Annotated in this window: 11 protein-coding genes, 4 tRNA genes and 3 rRNA genes; 3 read left to right on the forward strand and 15 right to left on the reverse strand. The window is 41.4% G+C overall.

The genetic code is table 11. From position 1 onward, the window contains the following. Together H6763_04260 and H6763_04265 are read left to right on the forward strand one after the other, a co-directional pair. Nucleotides 1–639: alpha/beta fold hydrolase (locus H6763_04260; GenBank protein ID MCB9804012.1), on the forward strand; the 639-nt coding region annotated here is incomplete at its 5' end. Further along, on the forward strand, nucleotides 617–1,024 hold the full coding sequence (locus H6763_04265; protein MCB9804013.1) for a hypothetical protein: 408 nt from the start codon (nucleotides 617–619) through the stop codon (nucleotides 1,022–1,024). The genes H6763_04260 and H6763_04265, both read left to right, overlap by 23 nt. A 34-nt stretch (nucleotides 1,025–1,058) precedes the next feature. Here the strand turns inward: H6763_04265 and H6763_04270 are convergent, their stop codons facing one another. The 9 genes from H6763_04270 to polA form a co-directional block, all read right to left on the reverse strand. Next, nucleotides 1,059–1,586 (reverse strand): GNAT family N-acetyltransferase, encoded by a 528-nt coding sequence (locus tag H6763_04270; protein ID MCB9804014.1) that lies wholly within the window; start codon nucleotides 1,584–1,586, stop codon nucleotides 1,059–1,061. Between the two features lie 80 nt (nucleotides 1,587–1,666). Next, nucleotides 1,667–1,783: ribosomal RNA gene (rrf, locus tag H6763_04275) — 5S ribosomal RNA — on the reverse strand. 237 nt (nucleotides 1,784–2,020) lie between these two features. Next, a 23S ribosomal RNA gene (locus H6763_04280) occupies nucleotides 2,021–5,682 on the reverse strand. 206 nt (nucleotides 5,683–5,888) lie between these two features. Next, a tRNA-OTHER gene (locus H6763_04285) sits at nucleotides 5,889–5,952 on the reverse strand. Nucleotides 5,953–6,391: 439 nt separating this feature from the next. Beyond that, nucleotides 6,392–6,468: transfer RNA gene (locus H6763_04290), tRNA-Ala, on the reverse strand. A 72-nt stretch (nucleotides 6,469–6,540) separates the two neighbouring features. Beyond that, nucleotides 6,541–6,618 (reverse strand) — tRNA-Ile (locus tag H6763_04295). Between the two features lie 237 nt (nucleotides 6,619–6,855). Next, nucleotides 6,856–8,402 (reverse strand): 16S ribosomal RNA (locus H6763_04300). Together the 16S, 23S and 5S rRNA genes with 3 tRNA genes alongside form the textbook arrangement of a ribosomal RNA operon. A 546-nt stretch (nucleotides 8,403–8,948) precedes the next feature. Beyond that, entirely contained in the window at nucleotides 8,949–10,877 is a 1,929-nt protein-coding gene (locus tag H6763_04305; protein MCB9804015.1) for an ATP-dependent DNA ligase, read from the reverse strand. 192 nt (nucleotides 10,878–11,069) lie between these two features. Continuing rightward, the gene (gene polA / locus H6763_04310; protein MCB9804016.1) at nucleotides 11,070–13,868 is read right to left on the reverse strand and encodes a DNA polymerase I; all 2,799 of its coding nucleotides are present in this window, start codon (nucleotides 13,866–13,868) and stop codon (nucleotides 11,070–11,072) included. Between the two features lie 718 nt (nucleotides 13,869–14,586). Between polA and H6763_04315 the strand changes: the two genes are divergently transcribed. Then, nucleotides 14,587–15,045, forward strand: a complete 459-nt coding sequence (locus tag H6763_04315) for a pyridoxamine 5'-phosphate oxidase family protein (GenBank protein MCB9804017.1) — start codon at nucleotides 14,587–14,589, stop codon at nucleotides 15,043–15,045. Between the two features lie 177 nt (nucleotides 15,046–15,222). Here the strand turns inward: H6763_04315 and hflB are convergent, their stop codons facing one another. From hflB to H6763_04345, 6 genes are all read right to left on the reverse strand, one after another. Further along, on the reverse strand, nucleotides 15,223–17,187 hold the full coding sequence (hflB, locus tag H6763_04320) for an ATP-dependent zinc metalloprotease FtsH (GenBank protein ID MCB9804018.1): 1,965 nt from the start codon (nucleotides 17,185–17,187) through the stop codon (nucleotides 15,223–15,225). A 110-nt stretch (nucleotides 17,188–17,297) separates the two neighbouring features. Continuing rightward, nucleotides 17,298–17,374, reverse strand: a tRNA-Met gene (locus H6763_04325). A gap of 234 nt (nucleotides 17,375–17,608) precedes the next feature. Next, complete coding sequence (gene efp / locus H6763_04330) at nucleotides 17,609–18,169, reverse strand: elongation factor P (protein ID MCB9804019.1); 561 nt, start codon at nucleotides 18,167–18,169, stop codon at nucleotides 17,609–17,611. Nucleotides 18,170–18,553: 384 nt separating this feature from the next. Further along, a complete protein-coding gene (locus H6763_04335; GenBank protein ID MCB9804020.1) occupies nucleotides 18,554–19,219 on the reverse strand; it encodes an IS1595 family transposase in 666 nt (221 codons plus the stop codon). 112 nt (nucleotides 19,220–19,331) lie between these two features. Continuing rightward, entirely contained in the window at nucleotides 19,332–21,671 is a 2,340-nt protein-coding gene (locus H6763_04340; GenBank protein MCB9804021.1) for a hypothetical protein, read from the reverse strand. Further along, on the reverse strand, nucleotides 21,671–22,945 hold the full coding sequence (locus H6763_04345; protein ID MCB9804022.1) for a hypothetical protein: 1,275 nt from the start codon (nucleotides 22,943–22,945) through the stop codon (nucleotides 21,671–21,673). The genes H6763_04340 and H6763_04345 overlap by 1 nt, the downstream gene beginning before the upstream one ends. Between the last annotated feature and the right edge of the window lie 210 nt (nucleotides 22,946–23,155).

The raw sequence follows: 23,155 nt of genomic DNA on the forward strand, positions 1-23,155 counted from the left end.
GGATATTTTGAAGATTTCATCACTATTGCTGGTCAACCCGCATATATCTCTAGCCCTATAGCTATTGACTCTGACAAGCCGTCTCCTATCATAGTGTACAGTCACGGTTCAAACACTACTGTTAGTACCGGAATGGATTCTGAATTCATGTACGACCTACGAGAATATTCAGAGATATTCACAAAGGAGGGATATATCTTTTCTGCGTCTAATCAGCACGGAGCAAATTGGGGTAGTCCCGAGGCCATAGCAGACATGCAGAATCTTATTGAAAATATAAAAGAAAATTACAATTCAAATGGAGATATCTATCTTATCGGATATAGTATGGGGGGGTTGCCAACACTCAGATTTGCATTTAATTATCCTGAAAATATTGTAAAGATAGCTCTCCTAGCACCAACCTCATATGCATCTAGCTACACAGAAGCTGATTTTAACGCGATCAAAGATATCCCTATCAAGATCTGGCATGGTAATGCGGATGTAAACGTAGGGATCTTTTTGAGCAAAGATCTTGTTGCAAGAGCAGATCTATTCGATGTACCGATCGAGCTCGTAGAGTTACCGGAAAAGGGGCATTGGGATGTTGATACGGAGTTGATAACTAATATTAATGTTTTTTTTAGTTATAAGTAAGAATTTTGGTGTATTGTTTGGGAGGGGTGGTTCTATACCTGGAATCAGAAGTATTGGTACTTACACGTTAGCCATACTGTCATTACTCTCTGTATGTCTATTCTGGAAAGAGCCTATTCTACTGGCAGGTGTACTCCTGTTGTTATCGATCATTATGATCGGTATTGGAAGAGACCAGATCGGTCTTCGCTTATATCTTTGGATCACATGTGGAATTGCTGGTTCTGTCGCAGAGTTCCTTGCGATTCAAGCAGGTGCTTGGCAGTATACAGATCATGCAAAGAGTGTTCCTATTTGGCTTCCATTACTACGGGGAATTGCCGCTATATTCATCCAACAGCACAGTAAGGGTGCTCGTAGACTACCAAAGGTTACCATCAAATGATCTTTTTCTCTTTTGGGTAGTCATTCCACTCAACCTATTGTTCGATCATGAATTCGATCGTCACGCTTCCATCTTTGTCTTTGTACTGGTTGAACCTCTTCATACCGGCCTTCTCCATGACCTTAATTGATCCGATATTATCAGCATCGCATTCGCCATGTATCAATTCGATATTTGGGAAGGTGGCGAAGCATTTCTTAATTACCAGACTTAATGCCTCGGTAGCATAACCAAATCCCCAATACTTCGGTAATATTGCATAACCAAAGTTCATCACTTTGCGATCTGGAAGACTTGCTACCTCCTCCTCCGGATCGCCAATCCCAATGAATCCTATTGATCTGTTCTGATCCTTCTCAATTATCACGTAGTGTAGTGATGTCAGTTCACCCTCCATCCCTTTAACCATGCCCATAAGGAATTCTAAAACCTTCTCTTCACTATCTCGTTTAATATATTCGAAGTGCTCTGTCACCTTTGGATCCATACATAACCCAATAAATAGAGGATGGTCTGCTTTATTTGGTGCTCTAAGGATAATCCTGTCTGTTTCAATTTCCATCACTATATAGTACTGTATCGAGTAACAATTATCTAGCAACAAAAAAACCCACCTTTCGGTGGGTCTTCAATTTCATAAAGTCCTGGCAACGACCTATTTTCCCAGCCCCTTGCGGGACAAGTATCTTCGGCGCTGGAGCGTTTTACTTCTGAGTTCGGGATGGGGTCAGGTAGTTCCGCTCCGCTACGATCGCCAGGCTACTAAAGGCAACATGATACATTTACATTTACCTTTACTAGCCTGACAACCTCTCCCGAAGGAGAGATATCAGGACTTTAGGTTTTAGTAAAGAGCCGCCCCGCTAACTTATAGTGCATTTGAGGGTTGGTGTATTTTCAATACATTCACCTTCAACTTCCGCACTATAAGTTAGCGGAACACACAGTATGTTTTAGCATACTGAAAACTGAATAGAACTTTAGCAAAGATTCAAAAAGTATTCGCTCGATTAGTACTCCTCGGCTAAACACATTGCTGTGCTTACACCTAGAGCCTATCAACGTGGTAATCTTCCACGGAGCTTCAGAGTGTTCAAGACACTCAAGTATATTTAATCTTGGGACCGGCTTCGCACTTATATGCTTTCAGTGCTTATCCGTTAGCAACTTAGCTACCCAGCGATGCTCCTGGCGGAACAACTGGTACACTAGAGGTTACCGCACCCCGATCCTTTCGTACTAGGGGTCAACTCCCTCAAATATACAACGCCTGTACCGGATAGAGACCGACCTGGCTCACGACGGTCTGAACCCAGCTCACGTGCCGCTTTAATGGACGAACAGTCCAACCCTTGGGATCTTATCCAATCCCAGGATGCGACGAGCCGACATCGAGGTGCCGAACCTCCCCGTCAATATGAACTATCGGGGGAGACTAGCCTGTTATCCCCGGGGTAGCTTATCTCCGTTAATCAATGGCGTATCCACATACTGCCAGAGGATCACTTAGACCTACTTTCGTAACTGCTCGGGATGTCTCCCTCACAGTAAAGCTGACTTATGCCTATGCACTCTTCACCCGATTTCCATCCGGGTTGAGTCAACCTTTGTGCGCTTGCGGTACTCTTTAGCAAGCAACCGCCCCAGTCAAACTGCCCACCACGCACTGTCATGCGACCGGATCACGGTCACAGTTAGAAACAAAACAACAAAAGGGAGGTATTACACTGTCGACTCCCCCAGCCCTGACGAGCCGGGTTCAAAGTCTCCCTCCTATTCTCTACAGTCGTAACCTTGTTTCAATGCGAAGCTGCAGTAAAGCTCCACGGGGTCTTTTTGTCCTGGTACAGGAAGGCCGCATCTTCACAGCCATTTCAATTTCGCCGAGCACGTTGTCAAGACAGTGGAAGGATCGTTACGCTATTCATGCAAGTCACTAATTAAGTGACGAGGTATTACGCTACCTTAGGACCGTTATAGTTACAGCCGCCATTGACCAGGGCTTCAGTCGCAAGCTTCTCCACCGCTGTAAGAACCGAAGTTCAAACAGCAGTTAGATAACCCGCTTCCTTAACCTTCCGGCATTGGGCAAGCGTCAGCACCTATACATCCTCTTGCGAGTTTGCAGGCGCCTGTAGTTTTGGTAACTAGTCGTCCCTCCCTATTCTCTGCGGCCATAATCGACAAAAATTTATAAATAAACTAATGACGTATGGCCCTCCTTCTCCCGAAGTTACGGAGTGAATTTGCCGAATTCCTTAACAACGCATCACTCGTACGCCTTGGTGCATTTACACCAGTCTACCTGTGTCGGTTTGCAGTACGGTTGCCAATACTTTCCCATAGGACCGAAGTCCTATGCAGCTAGAAGTTTTTCCAGGGGGAGTAATCCAACGGATCGGATCCCCGAAGTTCACCTTTTCATCATGACTTGCTTTCATCCCCAGAGGGAATCGCCGGACCGGATTTTCCTAGCCCGACTGACTTGTCATTTGAACCCTAATCCAATAAAGGGCCCGCTTTTTCAATCCCCTAGCTCCATCGCGAAGTATTCGCAGTACAGGAATATTAACCTGTTGCCCGTCTCCTACGCATTTCTGCCTCGGATTAGGACCGACTAACCCATGGTTGACTGACATAGCCATGGAAACCTTAGACATTCGGCGAGCAGGGTTTTCACCTGCTTTTCGCTACTCATCCCGGCATTCTCACTTCTATACGCTCCAGCAGCTCCTTACGGGCCACCTTCGCAGCGTTGGTCTGAATGCTAATCAGACACGTATAGAACGCTCTCCTACCGCCCATCCCGCTAACTTATAGCGCGAGATAGAATGAAGCAAAAATGCATATCAATGCACTTTACTCCACCCCCTCTTCACATTATAAGTTAGCGGGATAGACTCGCAGTTTCGGTACTCACCTTTAGCCCCGTTAATTTTAGGCGCAGGGTCTCTAGACCAGTAAGCTATTACGCACTTTTTAAAGGATGGCTGCCTCTAAGCCAACCTCCTGGGTGTTTGAGAAACTCCACCTCCTTTGCCACTAAGATGAGATTTTGGGACCTTATCTGACGATCTGGGCTGTTTCCCTTTCCTCCAATGGATCTTAGCACCCATGGAGTAACTGCCGTAATGTACACAATGGTATTCGGAGTTTAACTGGATCGGGTACCCTTTCGGGCCCCAAACCCAATCAGTGCTCTACCCCCAAAGCTTAAATTACGACGCTAGCCCTAAAGCTATTTCGGAGAGAACCAGCTATCACCAGGTTCGATTGGCATATTACCGCTAATCACAACTCATCTCACAATTTTGTAACATTGAAGAGTTCGGGCCTCCATTCATCTTTCGATGAATTTCACCCTGGTTGAGATTAGATCACCTGGTTTCGGGTTTAGTGCATACGACTGTCCCGCTAACTTATAGCGCTCACCTGACAGATCAAACTGCAGATGTTAGACATTGGAGAAACTCCTCAATCTAGCACTATAAGTTAGCGGATCGCCCTATTCGGACTCGCTTTCGCTCCGGCTCCGCCTCGTAAAGGCTTAACCTTGCCGTACACAACTAACTCGCCGGGTCATTCTTCAATAGGCACGCCGTCATCCCGCTAACCTATAACTCGAAAGGGTCGAGGCTTTCCTTAATTCGCCTCATAACTCCCTGCCATACATTTCCATACTGTTTAAGTTTTCGTTCTCTATCTAGTGCAACCGCTTGACTACGATATGCTTCTAAATAGACCAACTTCCAACTTCTACCACGCGTGTAGCCAGTATTTAAGATCGAATTATGTTGACTGATCCGATACAAAACATTGCTAGAATAGCCAATGTAATACTTTTTATCGCGCGGAGATCTAAGGGTAAGACTTTTAAGAACATAAACAAAGTACATGATCTTAATAATATCGAACCTTCATTAAATCTTTCTTATATGAAAATTAGACAGAGTTAAACCCCCTCCAACTATAAGTTAGCGGGACTCCGACTGTTTGTAAGCTCTTGGTTTCAGTTCTATTTCACTCCCCTCACAGGGGTACTTTTCACCTTTCCCTCACGGCACTTGTTCACTATCGGTCACATAGAGTATTTAGCCTTACCGGGTGGTTCCGGCAGGTTCCCACAAAGTTTCACTTATTCCGTGGTACTCAGGATCCCTACAAAGAGTGTCATACATTTCGCGTACGCAGCTATCATGCTCTATGGCCTATCTTTCCAGATATGTTCTGCTATATATAACATTTCTTACTCTTAGGTCGATCTGCTGATCGACCAAGTAGGTCCTACAACTCCTATGCTGCACGAGCAGCAGCCTGCAGGTTCAAATTGGCAATCAACGCAACGCGGATCATGCCGTTTATCCCCCTTACACAACATAGGTTTGGGCTAATCCCTTTTCGTTCGCCACTACTCAGGGAATCAACTTACGTTCTCTTTTCTTCTAGTTACTAAGAGGTTTCACTTCACTAGATACCCGTCAATACAGCTACTCAATTTCACTGTAAGACAACTGGACATTACTCCAGCTGGGTTACCCCATTCGGAAATCTCCGGGTCAAAGCCTGCTAGGCGGCTCACCGAAGCTTATCGTTGCCTGCGACGTCCTTCATCGGCTCTATGTGCCAAGGCATCCACCAAAAGCCCTTAATTCACTTCTTGAAATCGCTATCATTCTATTCAGTTTTCAATGTGCTACGTCAGTCTTATTTCAGACTTCCCTGCCTTATCCATGCCGATACAAAATGCCAAAAAGGCCTTCCTGTATCAATATCAGCACTTCATGTGCAGGTATCTAACGTATCAAAGAGGTCTGATCGTGAATCTATCAAATCATCACAAACGCCTCTTTTTCAAAGATCATACTGGTGGAGCCGAAAGGATTCGAACCTTTCAAATGCTTGCCCTACCGAAGTAGCCAAACAGCCCCATATGGAGTCGCTCACATTCGAACAGCCGAAGCAAAGCTTCAAGTGTTCTCAAGCACGCAACTAAAAAACTTACTAACCTAATTTCAAAGATCGTGTCGCTCATTTTCGGAACACTAAAGCAAAGCTTTAAGTTTCCTCTCATTCGCAACTAACTGAACTCATAACATCAACACTCCCCTCACCCCTATCTTACCTACAACTCAAATACTTTAGTATTTTAAGTGTTAAGGAGGTATCACATGACTTACACTCTGCACCCCCTGTATTCTTTAACTTGAAATACTTTAGTATTTCAAGTGTTAAGGAGACATTCCAAAGCTTCACCCTGTACCCTTCTCAAAACAAATATTCTTCAAAGTATTTTTTGTTAGCGAGACAGACCTGAGCGCTTAGTAGTTGATCTCTGATCAACTACGGCAAGCGAAGGTTCTGCCGAGCTGGTGGAGCTAGGTGGACTCGAACCACCGACCTCTTCATTGCAAATGAAGCGTTCTGGCCAGCTGAACTATAGCCCCATACCGCTAACTTATAGTGCATCTGGTCGAATTGACTGGATACAGATCCCATCACGCTATAAGTTAGCGGGATGGTGGGCGAGCCAGGTTTCGAACCTGGGACCTCAGTCTTATCAGGACTGCGCTCTAAACCAGCTGAGCTACACGCCCATGTCCAGAGGCAGACCAGCACCGGTCGATAATCCCTATCAACACGATGTGTAATGCCACCCCTACTGCTACCAATGCATTACATCAGAGCGAGATGGAGAAGCACCATAAAAACTTGCAACCCCATTCACAAGATTCTTTGTTCTAAAAGAGCGGTTCGTTGAAAACCGAAAAGTGGTAGGAAGATCCATTCTTGAATTCATTGTGCTCTTGTATACCAAGAGCTGGGTACTCCTTAGAAAGGAGGTAATTCAGCCGCAGATTCCCCTACGGCTACCTTGTTACGACTTAATCCCAGTCACAAGCATTACCTTAGTCGTCCAGTATAAATACCAAACGCCTTCAGGTATTACCTGCTCCCATGACTTGACGGGCGGTGTGTGCAAGACCCGAGAACGTATTCACCGCAGCATGGCTGATCTGCGATTACTAGCGAATCCAACTTCATGAGGTCGAGTTGCAGACCTCAATCCGAACTGAGATCGGTTTTAAGGATTAGCTCCGCCTTGCGGCTTGGCTGCCTATTGTACCGACCATTGTAGCGCGTGTGTCGCCCAGGACATAAGGGCCATGCGGACCAGACGTCATCCCCTCCTTCCTCAACGTTTTACCGCTGCAGTATCCCGAGACACTTGTAACACGGGAAAGGGGTTGCGCTCGTTTCGGGACTTAACCCTACATCTCACGACACGAGCTGACGACGGCCATGCAGCACCTGTGCACGGTCCAGCCAAACTGACGTCAATCTTTCGAAAGACTACGACCGGCATGTCAAACCCTGGTAAGGTTCTACGATCACCATCGAATTAAACCACGCGCTCCTCCGCTTGTGCGGGTCCCCGCCAATTCATTTGAGTTTTAGCCTTGCGGCCGTACTCCCCAGGCGGGATGCTTAACGCGTTAGCTGCGCCACTCAGCACTTCCATAATAGTCTCCGAAGAGTCTAACAGGTCGTACCAAACGGCTAGCATCCATAGTTTACGGCGTGGACTACACGGGTATCTAATCCGTTTTGCTACCCACGCTTTCGAGCCTCAGCGTCAGAACAGAGCCAGTGAATCGCCTTCGCCTCTGGTGTTCCTCCCGATATCAACGTATTTCACCACTCCACCGGGAATTCCATTCACCTCTCTCTGTCTCGATCTCTGTAGTATCCGGCGCCTTTCCGAGGTTAAGCCACGGTCTTTGACACAAGACTTACAGAGACGCCTACGCATCTCTTTACGCCCAGTAAATCCGGATAACGTTTGCACCCTACGCATCACCGATGCTTCTGGCACGTAGTTAGCAGGTGCTTATTCATGTGGTACCGTCAGTTATTCTTCCCACATAAAAGGAGTTTACAATCCTAAGACCGTCATCCTCCACGCGGCGTCGCTGCGTCAGGGTTGCCCCCATTGCGCAAAATTCCTAGTTGCTGCCTCCCGTAGGAGTATGGGCCGTTCTCAGTCCCATTGTGGCTGGCCACGCTCTCACGCCAGCTACCCGTCTTAGCCTTGGTGAGCCTTTACCTCACCAACAAGCTGATAGGACGCGGGCTCCTCCTGAAGCGCCGGAGCTTTACCCATTAACACCGAAGTGAAATGGGTCCATCGGATATTACCCCGCCTTTCGGCGAGCTGTTCCCGACTCCAGGGCAGATTACCCACGCGTTACTCACCCGTTTGCCACTGACACTGCTAACTCATAGTCGCAAGCGACTATAAGTTAGCGGTCCGTTCGACTTGCATACCTTAGGCACGCCGCCAACGTTCATCCTGAGCTATGATCAAACTCTCATTGAAAAATTACTATCGGGCGATCATTATTAACAATCGCACTGCAAGCAGCGACCGATAGACGTTGACAATTACCAAGAGATGAAATAGCCGAAGCCATTTCAAACTACTTGATGATCGATTTACTGGTTATTCCTATAAACATGGATGCTCCAAAAGGAGCATTCTTGCTATAAATATAGGAAGCCAATCTATTTAGATGGACTTCCTACCACTTTTCAATTTTCAACGAACAATCCGGTGACCCGGAATGAGCCCTGAAACATACGCTTAAGGACTCATGGCGAGTACCAATTAGTTAGCGCTTATACCACCCCTGGTGGTGACTGTCAATACAATTTTGAAACTGGGTGTTCTTTGGGAATTAACCCAAGAGGAAACCCTGACCTTCCCGATTGAGCGTATTCTATCACACAAGACGCTGACGCGCAACAGAAATCTCCCACTTTTTAAAAATTCACCAAATCCCACTAATCTGGGATTTATACGTTCAGATCGACCTCACAGAATTCAAAAATAATAAAACCGACCAACATCACACCGCCTGCCACACTATAAGTTAGCGGGATAGAGCCCGATCAACTCCTCCACACTCGTCGCATCCTCAGGTCTCTTATCCCTATCAAACTCTATCAACCTAGGGAATCTCAATGCCAATCCATAACCCAACTGATCGAACCCTGCTAAATGCGCCTTACTTCGAGTTATCTCATCTGCCTCAACAGTACAGACAACCTCTGGCAAAACCCAAACATCAGGTTTTAACTGCTCCGAAACGACATATTCTTTAGGCGCAACAGAAGTTTCCAATTTCTTAAGCCGAGACCCTATAAGTACCCACTGTTCATCCGTAATTCCCGTACCTATCTTCGTAGTTGAGATCATCTTTCCCATATCCTTATCATAAACCCCTCCTAGTAACGCACCCATACCAAATTCTGTTTGTCGACCACTTCCATAGTAATACCCCATGATCACAAGATCGACAGAATCGACAAGGGTATTCAACATAGAACGCTTCAGCTTGATCCATTCAAAATTTCGTTTTCCTGCTTGATATCCTCCACTCCGTTTCTTTGCCACAATACCCTCAAGACCAGCTCCTACCGCTTTGTTGAACTCTTCCTCTAATTGATCCATCTCGCAAATATCAGTAGTTACTGTTAAATTCATTATATCTGCATTTTTAGTAGCACCCATCGTACTATAAGTGATCAAAGCTTCATTACCACCTTCATTACCACCTACATCACCACCCCTATTTATCACAGGGTTTTTGAATAACTTGGCTAACTCCCTCAAACGAACCTCAAGATCTTCATCCAACAGGCTATGATCGCTTTCAAGTAACAGATCAAATGCATAATAGCGTACAGGAACATTTTCCTTAGCCTCTTCTATACGGTATTTTCGCTTTCTTGTCATTGTTTCTTGAAAGGGGGCAAACCCTTCTTTGTCACTATCCCAACCGACTACCTCACCATCCAAAATAAAGCTTGGAGAATCAAACTTAGATACTGCATCAACAACATCAGGGAACATTTCGGTAATATCTTCGAGGTTTCGCGAGAATAGCTTGATTTGACAATCCTTCTGAACCTCTGCCTGATCAAACATCCCTATAGAGTCATCCTTGACCTCCTCTAATTTCGAAGTCCACACCCTGTTTTCGTATGCCACCGATCTTATGTCAATACCTTTATGGATCTGACAGCGGATGCCATCATATTTCGGCTGAATATAAAAATCATCCCCTAGTCTTTCAAACACCGCCGTAAATTCCTTTACCCTTTCAACCAATCTTGAACGAACAGGTATACCGATCTTTACCTCTGGAGTGACATTTTTCTTAGTTGCAACTGCCGATAATACCCTATGGGATAGATAACCGAGGTCAGGATCCACCCCATAGCAATCAGCAAGCTGAGAGGACATATCTTTATTGCCTGTTAAAATGATAGACAAGGCATCAATTACAGTACTATCACTCGCGCCCAACCTTAATTTTCCTGTAACAATGCGAGAAACATATTTAGCCTCAACGGGTGTTGAATTAGTCATCATTTCTTTTACCAATGTTGCCTTTTTTGTTGCACTGCCAGCCCCGGTGGTATTTACCAATTTCCAAAGTTGATCATAAACCTCTTTTACAGATAGCTTTCCTACAGGCTTTGAGTTAGTTGATAATAATTGAAATGCTGTATCTCCTATATCCCCAATTTCCCCTCTTAAAGAGTCTATCTCTTCAATGGTCTTACCAGAAAGATCTGCTAAAGCGCCTAATATTGAACGTTCGGACATATTGAATTCTGCAGGTACAAAAAGAGGTGCTACCCTACCCTTGATCAGATAGCAGAGGATCTGGACCTCCTCAGGGTCGAATTCTTCAAAAAGACTTGCCAGTATATCCGTCATTTCATTTCTTGAAGACAATTTTTCTATCTGTTCGAAAACTTCAGCTATTCTGATGAATTTTGCCATTTTCGGGCGATGCTCATATATTTTATATCGATGGTTCTAACCATCTAACCATCTAACCATCTAACCATCTAACCATCTAACCATCTAACCATCTAACCATCTAACCATCTAACCATCTAACCACCTAACCATCTAATCACCTAATCACCTAATCACCTAACCCACCTATTTCCCCTATGATCAAGGAGTTCTCTACTTCAGCTCTGCAATATTCCTTCCTCGAGAAGCGTTCACTAATAATGGTACTTTCAGCTGTACGCAATTCTTCATGATTTCTGTCAATTCGGCCTCAACCTCATCAACTATCTCATCAAGCACCTCAAAAACCAATTCGTCATGTATCTGAAGTAATGTAAATACCTTATACTTAACCTTATTTGTAATATACCTATCAACATTTATCATAGCGATCTTGATTATATCGGCCGCTGTTCCTTGTATAGGCATGTTGATAGCCTCGCGGATAGAGGCATTTACCACCTGCCGATTATTCGCATTAAGACCACCTATGTATCTACGGCGACCAAGCATAGTTTCTACATATCCTTGTTCAAGAGCTTTGGCTTCTACTCCAGCAAGAAAATCTCGAACTCCTTGGTAATTTTCAAAATACTCATTTATATAATCTCCTGCTTCATCTACAGAGATATTCAATAGATTTGATAGACCATACTTCGTCTGACCATAAAGAATTCCAAAGTTTATAGTCTTTCCAAGACCTCTCTCCTTTGGAAGGATCTCTGATTCGTCCTTCCCGAATATCCTGGCTGCAGTCGATCTATGTATATCTTTGCCATTATTAAAGTCTTCTATCAGGATAGGATCCGACGACATATCAGCAAAAACCCTCAATTCGACCTGTGAATAGTCAAGTGCCAGGAGTGTGAAGCCTTCCCTTGAGACGAAGTTTCGGCGAATTTTTGAACTCCACTCCCCTTTTAGTGGAAGATTTTGCATATTTGGATCTTTTGATGCCAATCTTCCGGAGGAAGCTCCTGTCTGAATATAGTCAGTGTGTATCGCACCATCTTCAGAATTCTGAGAAAAATCGATAAGCGGTTTTACATATGTTCCGAGCATCTTTGCTAGTTCCCTATATGACAAGATCTTTTCAATTGCCGGATGGGCTGGTGAGAGCTTTTTTAAGATATCTTCTCGCGTAGATCTGCCACTTTTCCCTCTACCGTGAGGCAATGCAAGTTCGTCATACAGTACTTCAGCGAGTTGCTTTGGTGAATTCAAATTGATCTCATGACCAATATCATGGTAGATGGCCTGTTCGATGGTTGAGATCTCATTCGTCAATTCTTCTTCCATAGACTTCAGACCTTTCAGATCTGTTACTATCCCCCTATTCTCCATCTTTGCCAAAACAATAGAAAGCCTTTGTTCATAATCATAATAAGCATTCTGCATAACTCTGTTGGATCTACCGATGTCAGATGCTTTCTCGACAGCAAAATCTCCTTGCCCTAAGGATCCTAATTCGGTAAGTAGCTTCTCATAAAGGTCAAAAAGTGTCTGAACACCATCGATCCCATGATCTCCATACATTATATCCGGGATCTCTCGACCAAGATATTTGAACACAAGTCTAGACACCTGAAAATCCTTATCTCCTGACGAAAGTAGATGTGCTACTAGCTGAAGATCAAAAACATTTACCTTCATGTTATCCAATGCGTACAGGTTGTACGATACTACCTCACGGCAAAGACCTTCCCATCCGATCAAGGCTGTTTCACATTCCTTGCATGTCGTGAATCCACTAGCCAACATAGTTGCTGTTTCACGATCAAGCAATTTCTTTCTCACAGAAAGTTCTCCCGAGTTATCCACACCACAAAGAAAGAGTTCACCTCCTCGAGTCCCTGTCGGATCACCCACATGAACGATCAGTGACTTTTCACAACCCAACACTTCTCGTAGTACTTGATCAAAATCTTCAGGCATAACCTCTAATGCCTCAACATACCCCTGGGAGTATACTTCACCATGACTGTCCAAATCGACCCTACCTGCATCATCAACTTTACCTCCAGAAGGTGTTCCAAACAAACCAAGTTGGTCAACAGCCTCATTTCTACCTACCTCCTGTTTAGGTATCTTACTCACAAGCGACCTAAACTCCATTTCATTGAAGAGTTGAAGTACCTTAGACCTATCAAAATCACTCATAAGACAATCTTCTAACTGTATCGGCTCATCGATGTGCTCAACGATCGTTGCCAATCGACGACTCAGTTCCATCTGCTCCACCCCTTCTGACAGCAATTTTGCCTGTCGTGGAGGTATTTCATCCAAATGCCTATAGATCTCATCAATTGAACCATACTTAGCCAACAGACCTACTGCACTTTTCATTCCAACTCCCTTAACACCAGGGATATTATCAGAAGGATCACCAACCAGACCTTTTAGATCTACTATCTGATCTGGTCGGACACCCAACTTCTTAACGGTTTCGGCCGTGTCATAGATCAGCAGATTCTTGAAACTTCCAAGAGGCAAGCACACATATACATTATCTCCGATAAGCTGAAGAAGGTCTTTGTCACCGGATAAAATGAGCATATCCATATTATAGTCATACCACTTCCCTTTCTTTGCACGATATGAAAGGTCGCCGAGAATATCATCGGCTTCATAACCCTCTCTTTTCATTATGGGAATATTAAAAGCCGTTAAAATATCTTCCACATAGGGGAATTGGTCCAACAAGCCCTGATCTGTAGGCTTCCTATGCGCTTTATAATCTACAAATTCAGTATGCCTGAAGGTTGGTTTCTTTGTATCGAATGCACATACAATGTATTTTGGCATATATTCATTTAATACATTCAATAACATTGATGTAAAGCCATAAACTGCATTGACTTGAACCCCTTTACTATTCACCAACGAATCAGGAAATGCATGATACGCCCTATGTACTATCGCATTGGCATCTATAGCTAAAAAGAGATCTTTACCTTTTGGAATTGTTGCCATATTCAATTTGATTAAAAGATACTTCAAATACACAGATGTAGATCCTGTGTATATCATTCACATTGTATCAGATGTTAGAGATAGTAACGAATAGCCCCTGTTCAATTATTATACTCTTGATTCTTTTCACGATACTCGACATGCTATAATGTACTACATACCTACTCATGTAGATATACAGGCGGTGAGGTACCTTGTAGATTAACCGTCGGAATAGTATATCTGATCTTATATTACTTCTACACAAAGAGGGGCCCTCTTTGCAGGTGGCACCTTATATGTACAAAGATATTACTCCGCACCTCTTACCAATCGTCTTCAAGCATATCTCTATACCGATCTTCGCAGATTAAAATATCTGTTTACGATAGAGGTTCAAACTGGAGAAATAGGTTTGACATTCAAAGATGTATTATCAGTGAGTATAGCTTCTAGGTAATAAGGATTGTAAGAACATCTGGATCATTGCTTAATTTAATACCCTATCTGATCGGATCCAGATATTTTATGAGCAGATAACTAAATGAGCGATTATTATAAAAGCCAGTATAAAGGGGCTTTATTACATGCCTTATTACATACCTTATTACATACCCTATTACACACCATATACATCCTTAAAAATACTCTTGAGAAGGTCAAAATTTGAGAGATATATACTCGTGGAAACCGATCACTTAAGATATAATTATGTATAAACTTTCATAACAACGATATCATGCTTCAAGAGCAGATCAAGGAATTCCTTTCACAACACAATCTCATGGGAATAAGCACAATTTCAGATGATGGGTCACTTTGGCCTGCAATTGTCTACTATGTGTATGACGATGAATTAAATATTTACTTTATGAGTGATAAGAACGATCTACATCCTCAAAATATCAATAAAAGAGATCAGGTTGCGTGTACAATATTCTCTTCTGACCAACCAAGTTCAGGAAAAAAGGCTGGTATACAACTATCCGGTGTAGCAGAAGAAATATCTATGATCAAGAGTATCAAGTGGATGTTAAAGATGTGGCAAAGCCATATTGACAAGGGCGGTGAACCTCTGATGGATGCCCAGGATTTTCTAGGCCTTGCTTCTGACAGAATATACAAGATCACCCCTAAAAGGATAAAATACTTCAACAATGGGCTTTTCGAGAAGAATTTCGAGATACTGGATCTATAAGTTACAGAGCTGATCGAAACTTTTTTTAACATAGTCCATCAACCCACTTTCATGCAGCTTTGAGTAGAACTCGATAAGATCGATATCTGCGTTACCTTAAATAGAGATGCGTTCTATCTTATATTAGAGATGCAGTCTATTAAATACAAGACGCAACCTTCCCAGGTGGTGTGCGATCTACTTCTTGGTTACTTTCTCAAATAGTGCATTGAATTCGTCAGCTTCAACATGTTCTTGCTTTAGGAGTAGTGCAACAAGCTCTTTAACGATCTCACTATTCTCCTGAAGTATCTTTCTGGCGTTATCCTGAGCTTCATCAATGATCCGCTTAACCTCTTGATCGATCGTCTCTGCTGTAGAATCGCTGTAGTCTTTATCTCCACCATATTGATAGCCTAGATATGCTACCTCTTCGAGATTACCGTATGTGACAAAACCTAGTTTCTCACTCATACCGTATCTCTGAACCATAGCCCTTGCCACTTCGGTTGCGGCTTTGATATCTCCTGATGCACCAGTAGTCATCTCTTCAAGAAATACCTCTTCAGCAACCTTACCAGCTACTGCGGATGTGATACGTGCGACCATCTGACTTACCTTGACCATGGTTTGCTCTTCTTCAGGAACATAAACGGTCACACCACCAGTCATACCTCTTGATACTATCGAGATCTTCTCTACGGGATGTGCACCCTTAGTTAGTTTTGCGACCACTGCGTGACCAGCCTCATGATATGCGACCCTTTTCAGGTCTTCTTCGGTTCTCTTATTCCGCTTCTGTCGCCCTAGCTTGACCTTAAGATACGCCTCTAAAAGATCGTCCTGTTCGATAGTTTTCCTATCTTCTTTTACAGCCATGATCGCTGCCTCATTTAATAGATTTTCCAAGTCAGCACCAGAGTACCCTATGGTCTTTTTAGCAAGTAAGGTCAGGTCTACATTGTTGGCAAATTTCTTATTTTTAGAGTGTACTTTCAAGATAGCGAGACGACCTTCATACTCGGGCATTTCGACAACCACACTACGATCGAATCGACCTGGTCTCAAAATAGCTGGGTCAAGGACATCTGGCCTGTTTGTCGCAGCTAATACGATTACATTCTCACGACTTTCTAACCCATCCATCTCAACCAAGATCTGATTGAGTGTCTGCTCCCCTGCTCCTGAGTGCAAGACTGTACCCCTTTTCTTTGCGACTGCATCGATCTCATCGATAAAGATTATGCATGGAGCAGCTTTCTTTGCTTTTGTGAAAAGATCTCGCACTCTTGATGCTCCTGCACCCACCAACATCTCCTCAAACTCAGATCCAGATGTATGGAAGAATGGTACACCTGCTTCACCTGCTACTGCTTTAGCAAGAAGTGTCTTACCAGTACCTGGTGCACCAACTAAAAGGACTCCCTTGGGGATCCTTGCTCCAATTGCCACATATTTTTTCGGATTCTTAAGGAAATCTACAACCTCTATTAACTCTTCCTTAACTTCCTCGATACCTGCTACATCTTCAAAAGAGATCCCTGTTTTCTTACCAAATATCAATCTAGCCTTGCTCTGACCAAAATCCATGATCTTTCCGCCTGAGGATTGCATACTTTTCAACATCATATATACCAATGCCAATCCAGCACCTAGCAGTACAATAGATATAACATCACCTATCGTGAGTGCTACATTTGGTTCGTAGAAATCATTTTGGATCTCATTGATACTAACTCCTGCATCATCCAATCGTTCATAAAAATCGGTACGTGCAGTAAGTAAGGCATGCCTTCTCATCAGCACATCGTCTTTCTCGTATTCCAAGATCACAGAATCATCTTTAAGGATGATCTTCTCATAATCTCCATCTTCAACCTGTCGTACGATCTTGGATAGAGAAACTTCATCACCTTTTGATTGGATCCCCATTAGGAAGTTCCACACGAACAGAAGCGTTATAGCAATTGCTACTGTTGTTATGAGGCTCGTATTGCTAGGTCTTCTTCTATGTTTGAATTTGCGTATATCAGAAGGAGGATTCATTCCTCTCTGACCTGAACCTTGTGGTTGTGATGGCCTGGCGTTAGGTGTTGGTTCGGTTTTATTCTTTTGAGTTTCATTTACCAAGTCTCGCATTGGAGTATTTGTATTATTATCCATACTATTATTATGTAATTTAGAAAATTAGCTGGGAGTAGAATGATATGAATTCACAATACTCTACTGAAGTTCCATTAAATAACACCACTGATCCTATCAGAAACTATCAGTGGTGGTGGCGACTGGAATCGAACCAGTGACCTTGGGTTTATGAATCCCATGCTCTAACCGACTGAGCTACGCCACCATTGCGATCACGAACCTCTCAATGATCTTAAGTTTTCTTATGCTCCTTACCTATTTTATAGGTAGAAAATGTTTAGCGATGTGATTATACCAGATGAAAAGATGAAAATGCGAGATACGATCATCAAATTACTAAATTCTTCAGATATTTTTGAATATTTGTGTCTAGCCGATGTTTACCAGATAATTCCTGATACCGAAAGAGATGATTTCTATATACTCCTCGGGGTATATATCAGGCTCTCCCAGAATACTCACCTGTTTCCGTATTGATCACTAAGACATCGCCCTGCTTAATGAATAAAGGGACCTTCACCTTATATCCGGTTTCAGTTGTCACAATCTTTGTTGCAGAATTTGCAGTATCACCTTTTACAGCATCTACGCTTTCTACAACCTTTAGTTCTACTGTTGAGTTCTTTCGTAGATTTACAGGCTTACCTTCATAGAACATCACTAGATACTTATCGCCTTCCTTTAGATATTGTGCGTAATCACCGATCATCTCCAAGTTAACAGGGATCGTCTCATATGTTGAAGTGTTCATGAAATATGCGGATTCTCCATCTACATAAAGGTATTGCATTTCACTATATGAGGTCTCTACCTCCTCGAACTTAGTTCCTGCTTTAACTGTTTGATTGATCAGTTGTCCTGTTTCGATATTTTTTGCCCCAAAAATGATCAATCCTCCCTGCCTTCCTTGTGTCTTATATCTTCTGTCTGTCACAAGGTAAACAGATCCATCTATTTTGATGTACATATCTTTTTTGATCTGATCAGTGAATGATGCCATATTGAGCAATAAATATCTTATTTACACGGGGATTCTACTACTTAGGTCTAGAATGTTCAAATCCGGATCTTCTGTTCTTGGAGAGGTTTGAATGGTCTTTTATGCGCTGGGATAGAGAAATTATGAGAGAAAAGATGTTAATGTGTCAAATGCAACATCCTTCAACTTTGCATTGTGTATATTTGGATTCTCGTCCTCCGCATGATGTGCTAAGGAGACATCCCGAAGCTAGGAGAAATTGAAACTTCTGTTTTGATCCTGTTTCAATTTCGTATGCAAAGGGAATGTATGCCTCGTTTTCACATTTCAAATGCCTTTGCATTTGAAATGACAAGGAGGGATCACGAAGTGATGAGGAAATAAATGAAATGGGTCTAGACTAGTTTAGAGTGGATTTTTCCTAAACTCTTTCAAAAGTATATCATAAATCCCTCCTCTGCGATTCCATCGCCATTCAGATTCTTTCAAATGAAGGTTAAACATCTCGTCTGTTAATCCATTAAACTTCGCTAAACGCCTTTTAGTGAAGCTCCAAAAGCTCTCTATACCATTTACATGTGCCTTGCCTCTAACAAACTCATCTTTACTATGATACACACGATAGTGATCATACCCATTGAGAATTAATCCGTCATAGTTTTTCCAACCATCTGAGTATATCGTCGACCCTTCTAATACTTTACCTTCGATGATTGGCATTAATTGCTCTTTCCTACAGTTTTTCACGACATTTACAAACACTTTCCCGTCTCGTTTGAGAATACCGAATACTGGTGTTTTGCCAGCTGCACCACGACCACGCTTACCTCTAACTCTTTTAGCTCCGAAGTATGATTCATCCACTTCGAACTCACCTAACTCAGGTGTTGAGGCGACAGATAGTTCTGCTATTCGTACACGTATTTTATGGAAGAGTTTATTTACAGAATTACGACTTACTCCTGAGTACTTAGAAGCTTTGGAGGTTGTTTCATCTTCAGCGAAATACTTCAAGATCTCCCTGAATTTACGTTCAGAAATATGCGCTCTGTTCAAATACTTGTTTTTCATTGTCTAGATAGTCACTTAAGATGAATTATACCATCTTAAAGTTGTCTAGACCCTAAAAATATCTAACTTTTTTTCATTTTTGCTAATTTTAGATTTTTTGCATTTATTCAAATTAATTTCCTTCTTTCAGTAGCTCCTGTAAACTCTTACCTGCATTACTATTCGATTTGCCCTCCTTCTTCTTACCAAGACCTAATCTCTCAAACATGTTTCCGCTAAACTTACCTTTATCTGACTTAACTTCTAGTTGCTCTTCTGTTGCTAAAGGTACAGTATAGCTAAAAACACTTCCCTTTCCTAACTCACTTTTAATATCAACCTTTCCTCCCATAGCTTCTACAAGACCAAAAGTCACAAATAAACCAAGCCCTGTACCCCCAGGACGAACAAGAGAAGCTGACTTTTCTCTTTCCATAATATATTGGTTAGATCTGTAGAATTTCTTCCCTAATTTCTTTATATCATCCTCTGAAATACCAACTCCTGTATCATGAACTTCTACTTTCACAAGCTTATCATCCTTGTTTAGTCTTACAGTAACACTTCCTTTCTCCGTATATTTAACAGCATTGTTCAAAAGATTATCCATGACCTCTTGAATTCTTACCCTATCAGCAAAGACTTTTGGATAATCAGAGAAGTTATCTGGCTTTTCAAAGTTTATATCTAATTGCTTGTCTTCTGCATGTTTTCTTTGTCCTTCTATACCATCTTCTACTACATCAATAATATCAACAGGTTCAAGATTTAATTCCAATCGCCCATCATCAAGCTTCGTTGCACTTAATAAAGTATTTATTAACTTTATCTCCCTAACAATATTCTCCCCCATTGTAGCCATGTAACTATCATATTTCTTTGAGTTTTCTTCGTTGCTTTTATCAAGGTTCATCTTCTCCAATAATTTAGGCAAGAGTACATAATAGTTCTTTATTATTGTCATAGGAGTTCTTAGTTCATGCCCCATTATGTCTAGCATGTCATGTTCTTTTCTCCTTGCCTCGTTTACTTGTTCAATCTTTTCTTTCAGATCCTTTATTTGCTCATCAACTTTCTGTTTCAAAGTGTCATTAAAATCTTGCACCTGCTTATGTAAAAAAGCTCTCTGCAATGCAGCTGACATAACAGACGATATTGACTTTATATAATCAATATCCTGTATTGAGTAGTTTGAACCATCTCTCTTATCTCCAAGAGCAAAAAACACATCCCATCCAAAATTCTCCTTGATTGTAAAAGGGATAAGACATTGGATATCCAGTTTCTTAAAGAAGTTTTCTAGCTCTTTTCTCTCACCATTTAAATATACTAATTCGTCCCTAATTACAGGCTTTTCAATTTTCTGTATAATCCCAATCTTATTGTCAATTTCACAACTTTCAGTGATGATTGAATATTGCTTTAATACCTCATTCTCTTTCATTACCAAAACACATGTTTTTGTACCGTAAACCTTTTCTAATAAGTTCTTAGCTCCATTTATTATACTTTCAATGTCTAAGTTCTTATCCAGAAGCTTTGTCAGTTTAGTTTTCTCCTCCTGAGGATTTACTTCGGAACTATAAAACATTTTCTTTACTAAACCTTCTATATTCTTATTCGCCTCACTAAAAATATAAATAAAGGCTACAGAATAAAAGTAGCCTGAGATTAATGCACCGTTGTCATAAACACTACCGAAAATCAAGTTTTGCAAAAGTATAACAATATGAAATACTGCATAAGGAACAACGGCGAGAAGAAGTGTATATACAAAACGGCTCAAAATAAGTTTTGTACTCAAAAAACGATATCTAATAATTGCGTAGTAAGTGGCAAAAATAAAGAAACTCAAGCCTATTGGTCCTAATGCTCTTATCTCTTTAAAGCCCAATATTGGCAATACTAGGTTAGTTATAAAGGTAAATGTAATAGAAATAACAGAACCGATAAAAATATAGAGCATTTGCGTTTTGACAACCTGATTCTTTTCCGTTTGATAAGATCTAAAAAACAGCCCTGCTGAATATATAAAAAGAACTCCTGTATATATTGCAAAAGGTTGGTACAAAATCCCACCCTCAGATTTCAGACCGTTATCAAACAGATAAACTTTATTCACTATAGTGCTTGTCAGAGACACCATAAGAAATATTGCTGTTACAATACCCCAGAAGACCAAGCCCAAGTCATATTTCTTTCCATTCCGATACTCTCGAACAAACATGTAATACCAATATGTAATAAGGGCAGAAGATGTAAAAGAGAGTCTTGATGTCCAAAGCGATACTGACAAATTCTTATAAAACAAATCTGTTAGTAGAATTGAAACTACCCACAAGATAATCCAAAAAACCATTATTGCAAAGGTCTTTCTTTGTATAGTATTAGATAAATCTCTTGCTCCCCAAACACTAACAAATATGTAAAGGCACAAAATTAAGATTATTACTAATGCTACAACTTCTAACATTACTTTCCTCCGTAATTTTTATAAATAAAATCAACAATCTCTCTAGCTGGATCAGGATGTCGCCTTAAAAGTCTTTCTGAGTACTCTCTTGCACTATCAGAATATTTACTCTCCTTGAGTATTCGTAAAACAGCCTTAACCATATTCTCAGGTATACTGTTATCAACAAATTGATAGCTCTCCCTTTTTGAAAACCCTGTAATACGTATTTTATTAACATTGATGCCAACACCCATTTCTTCTAATCTATTGGCAAAGTATGCCTGATCTATACCTACAGGAAAAGCCACAACAGGCTTACCATTACACAACGCTTGCATTATTGCTCCTTGAGAACCTGTGTTTACAATAACATCAGAAAGCTTGGAAACTCGTAGTCCAGGAACGAAATTCCTAATCATTAACCTTTCCGAGTCATCTGGAAATGATTTCCTGTCAAAATTTGGTCCTAATGCAACAATAACTTTTGCCTCCACTTCCTCCATTCCCTTTAAAATTCTATCGTAGACTTCTTTATTAAACACACTCCCTCCAAAGGTTAAAAATATTAGTTTATCATTTCCCTTAAATTCCTTTATAGCCTCCTCGGTCAAGTTACCATCAATCCTCTCAAATCCATTCCAAAACAAAGGACCTACAAACTTAGTTTTTTCATCAAGGTACCTTTGTGGTTCAAATTCTTCATCCCCAGGTATTAATATTGGCATTTGTGAATATAAATCCTCTTGAGTTTTTATATTATTCTCTATACCAATAAGTCTATAAACATCCAGTACTTCGCTTAAATACTTCTTTATAAACTCCTTTTTAAAAATAGGTCTTAGTAAACTTCTTAGCAAAGCATTTTTCAGAGTATCTTTAGCAAGGGATAAGCCCATCAAACCTTTTGAAGAAGGTAAATACTGACCATTCATTAAAGAAACTGTTGGAATTCCTGTTGCCAATGTAACATGAGACCCAAAAAAAGCAGGAGAGCTGATAACAACATCTGCCCCCACTTTTTCACTAGCATTAATTTCAGCCTTAAACCAATCTACCATCTCCTTTTTATGGCTCGATAAATAGTTTACTGACTGATCCTCTTCATCATTTAAATTAAAGGGATGATATGTTTCAACTACTTCATATCCTTTACTCTGGATAAAATCCTTTTTTAATAGACAAGAGGTAAAAAACACTTTATGGTTATCCTTCTCGAACTCCTCAGCAAGTGCAAAACTCCTAATAATGTGAGCTATTGAACTACTTGTTATTGGTGTAAAAAGAATATTCATATATCTAAATTATTTCAGTAATTTTAAATAACATTAGTTTCTAATAATATCTATATAGCTCTGTAGACAGAAAAGTCTATCCACTGAGGTGAACTCCATTCTTTGGACGCGATTTGCCCAAAGTTAAGGTGGATTAACCTCCTTTCCCTTGATTTAATAATTAAAGTATACATCAGCAAAAGTTCTCTTCTCAAGTGAGCTATGTCTCCA

The sequence above is a fragment of the Candidatus Nomurabacteria bacterium genome, from assembly GCA_020632395.1.
Classification (GTDB): domain Bacteria; phylum Patescibacteriota; class Dojkabacteria; order SC72; family JAHDCA01; genus JACKFQ01.

Bases quoted from the DNA above. Each gene is read 5' to 3' on its own strand.
- H6763_04270 (MCB9804014.1), bottom strand. From the start codon at position 1,586: ATGGAAATTGAAACAGACAGGATTATCCTTAGAGCACCAAATAAAGCA.
- H6763_04335 (MCB9804020.1), bottom strand. From the start codon at position 19,219: ATGAAAAACAAGTATTTGAACAGAGCGCATATTTCTGAACGTAAATTC.
- polA (MCB9804016.1), bottom strand. From the start codon at position 13,868: ATGGCAACAATTCCAAAAGGTAAAGATCTCTTTTTAGCTATAGATGCC.
- efp (MCB9804019.1), bottom strand. From the start codon at position 18,169: ATGGCATCATTCACTGATCAGATCAAAAAAGATATGTACATCAAAATA.
- hflB (MCB9804018.1), bottom strand. From the start codon at position 17,187: ATGGATAATAATACAAATACTCCAATGCGAGACTTGGTAAATGAAACT.
- H6763_04345 (MCB9804022.1), bottom strand. From the start codon at position 22,945: ATGAATATTCTTTTTACACCAATAACAAGTAGTTCAATAGCTCACATT.
- H6763_04315 (MCB9804017.1), top strand. From the start codon at position 14,587: ATGCTTCAAGAGCAGATCAAGGAATTCCTTTCACAACACAATCTCATG.
- H6763_04305 (MCB9804015.1), bottom strand. From the start codon at position 10,877: ATGGCAAAATTCATCAGAATAGCTGAAGTTTTCGAACAGATAGAAAAA.
- H6763_04340 (MCB9804021.1), bottom strand. From the start codon at position 21,671: ATGTTAGAAGTTGTAGCATTAGTAATAATCTTAATTTTGTGCCTTTAC.
- H6763_04265 (MCB9804013.1), top strand. From the start codon at position 617: ATGTTTTTTTTAGTTATAAGTAAGAATTTTGGTGTATTGTTTGGGAGG.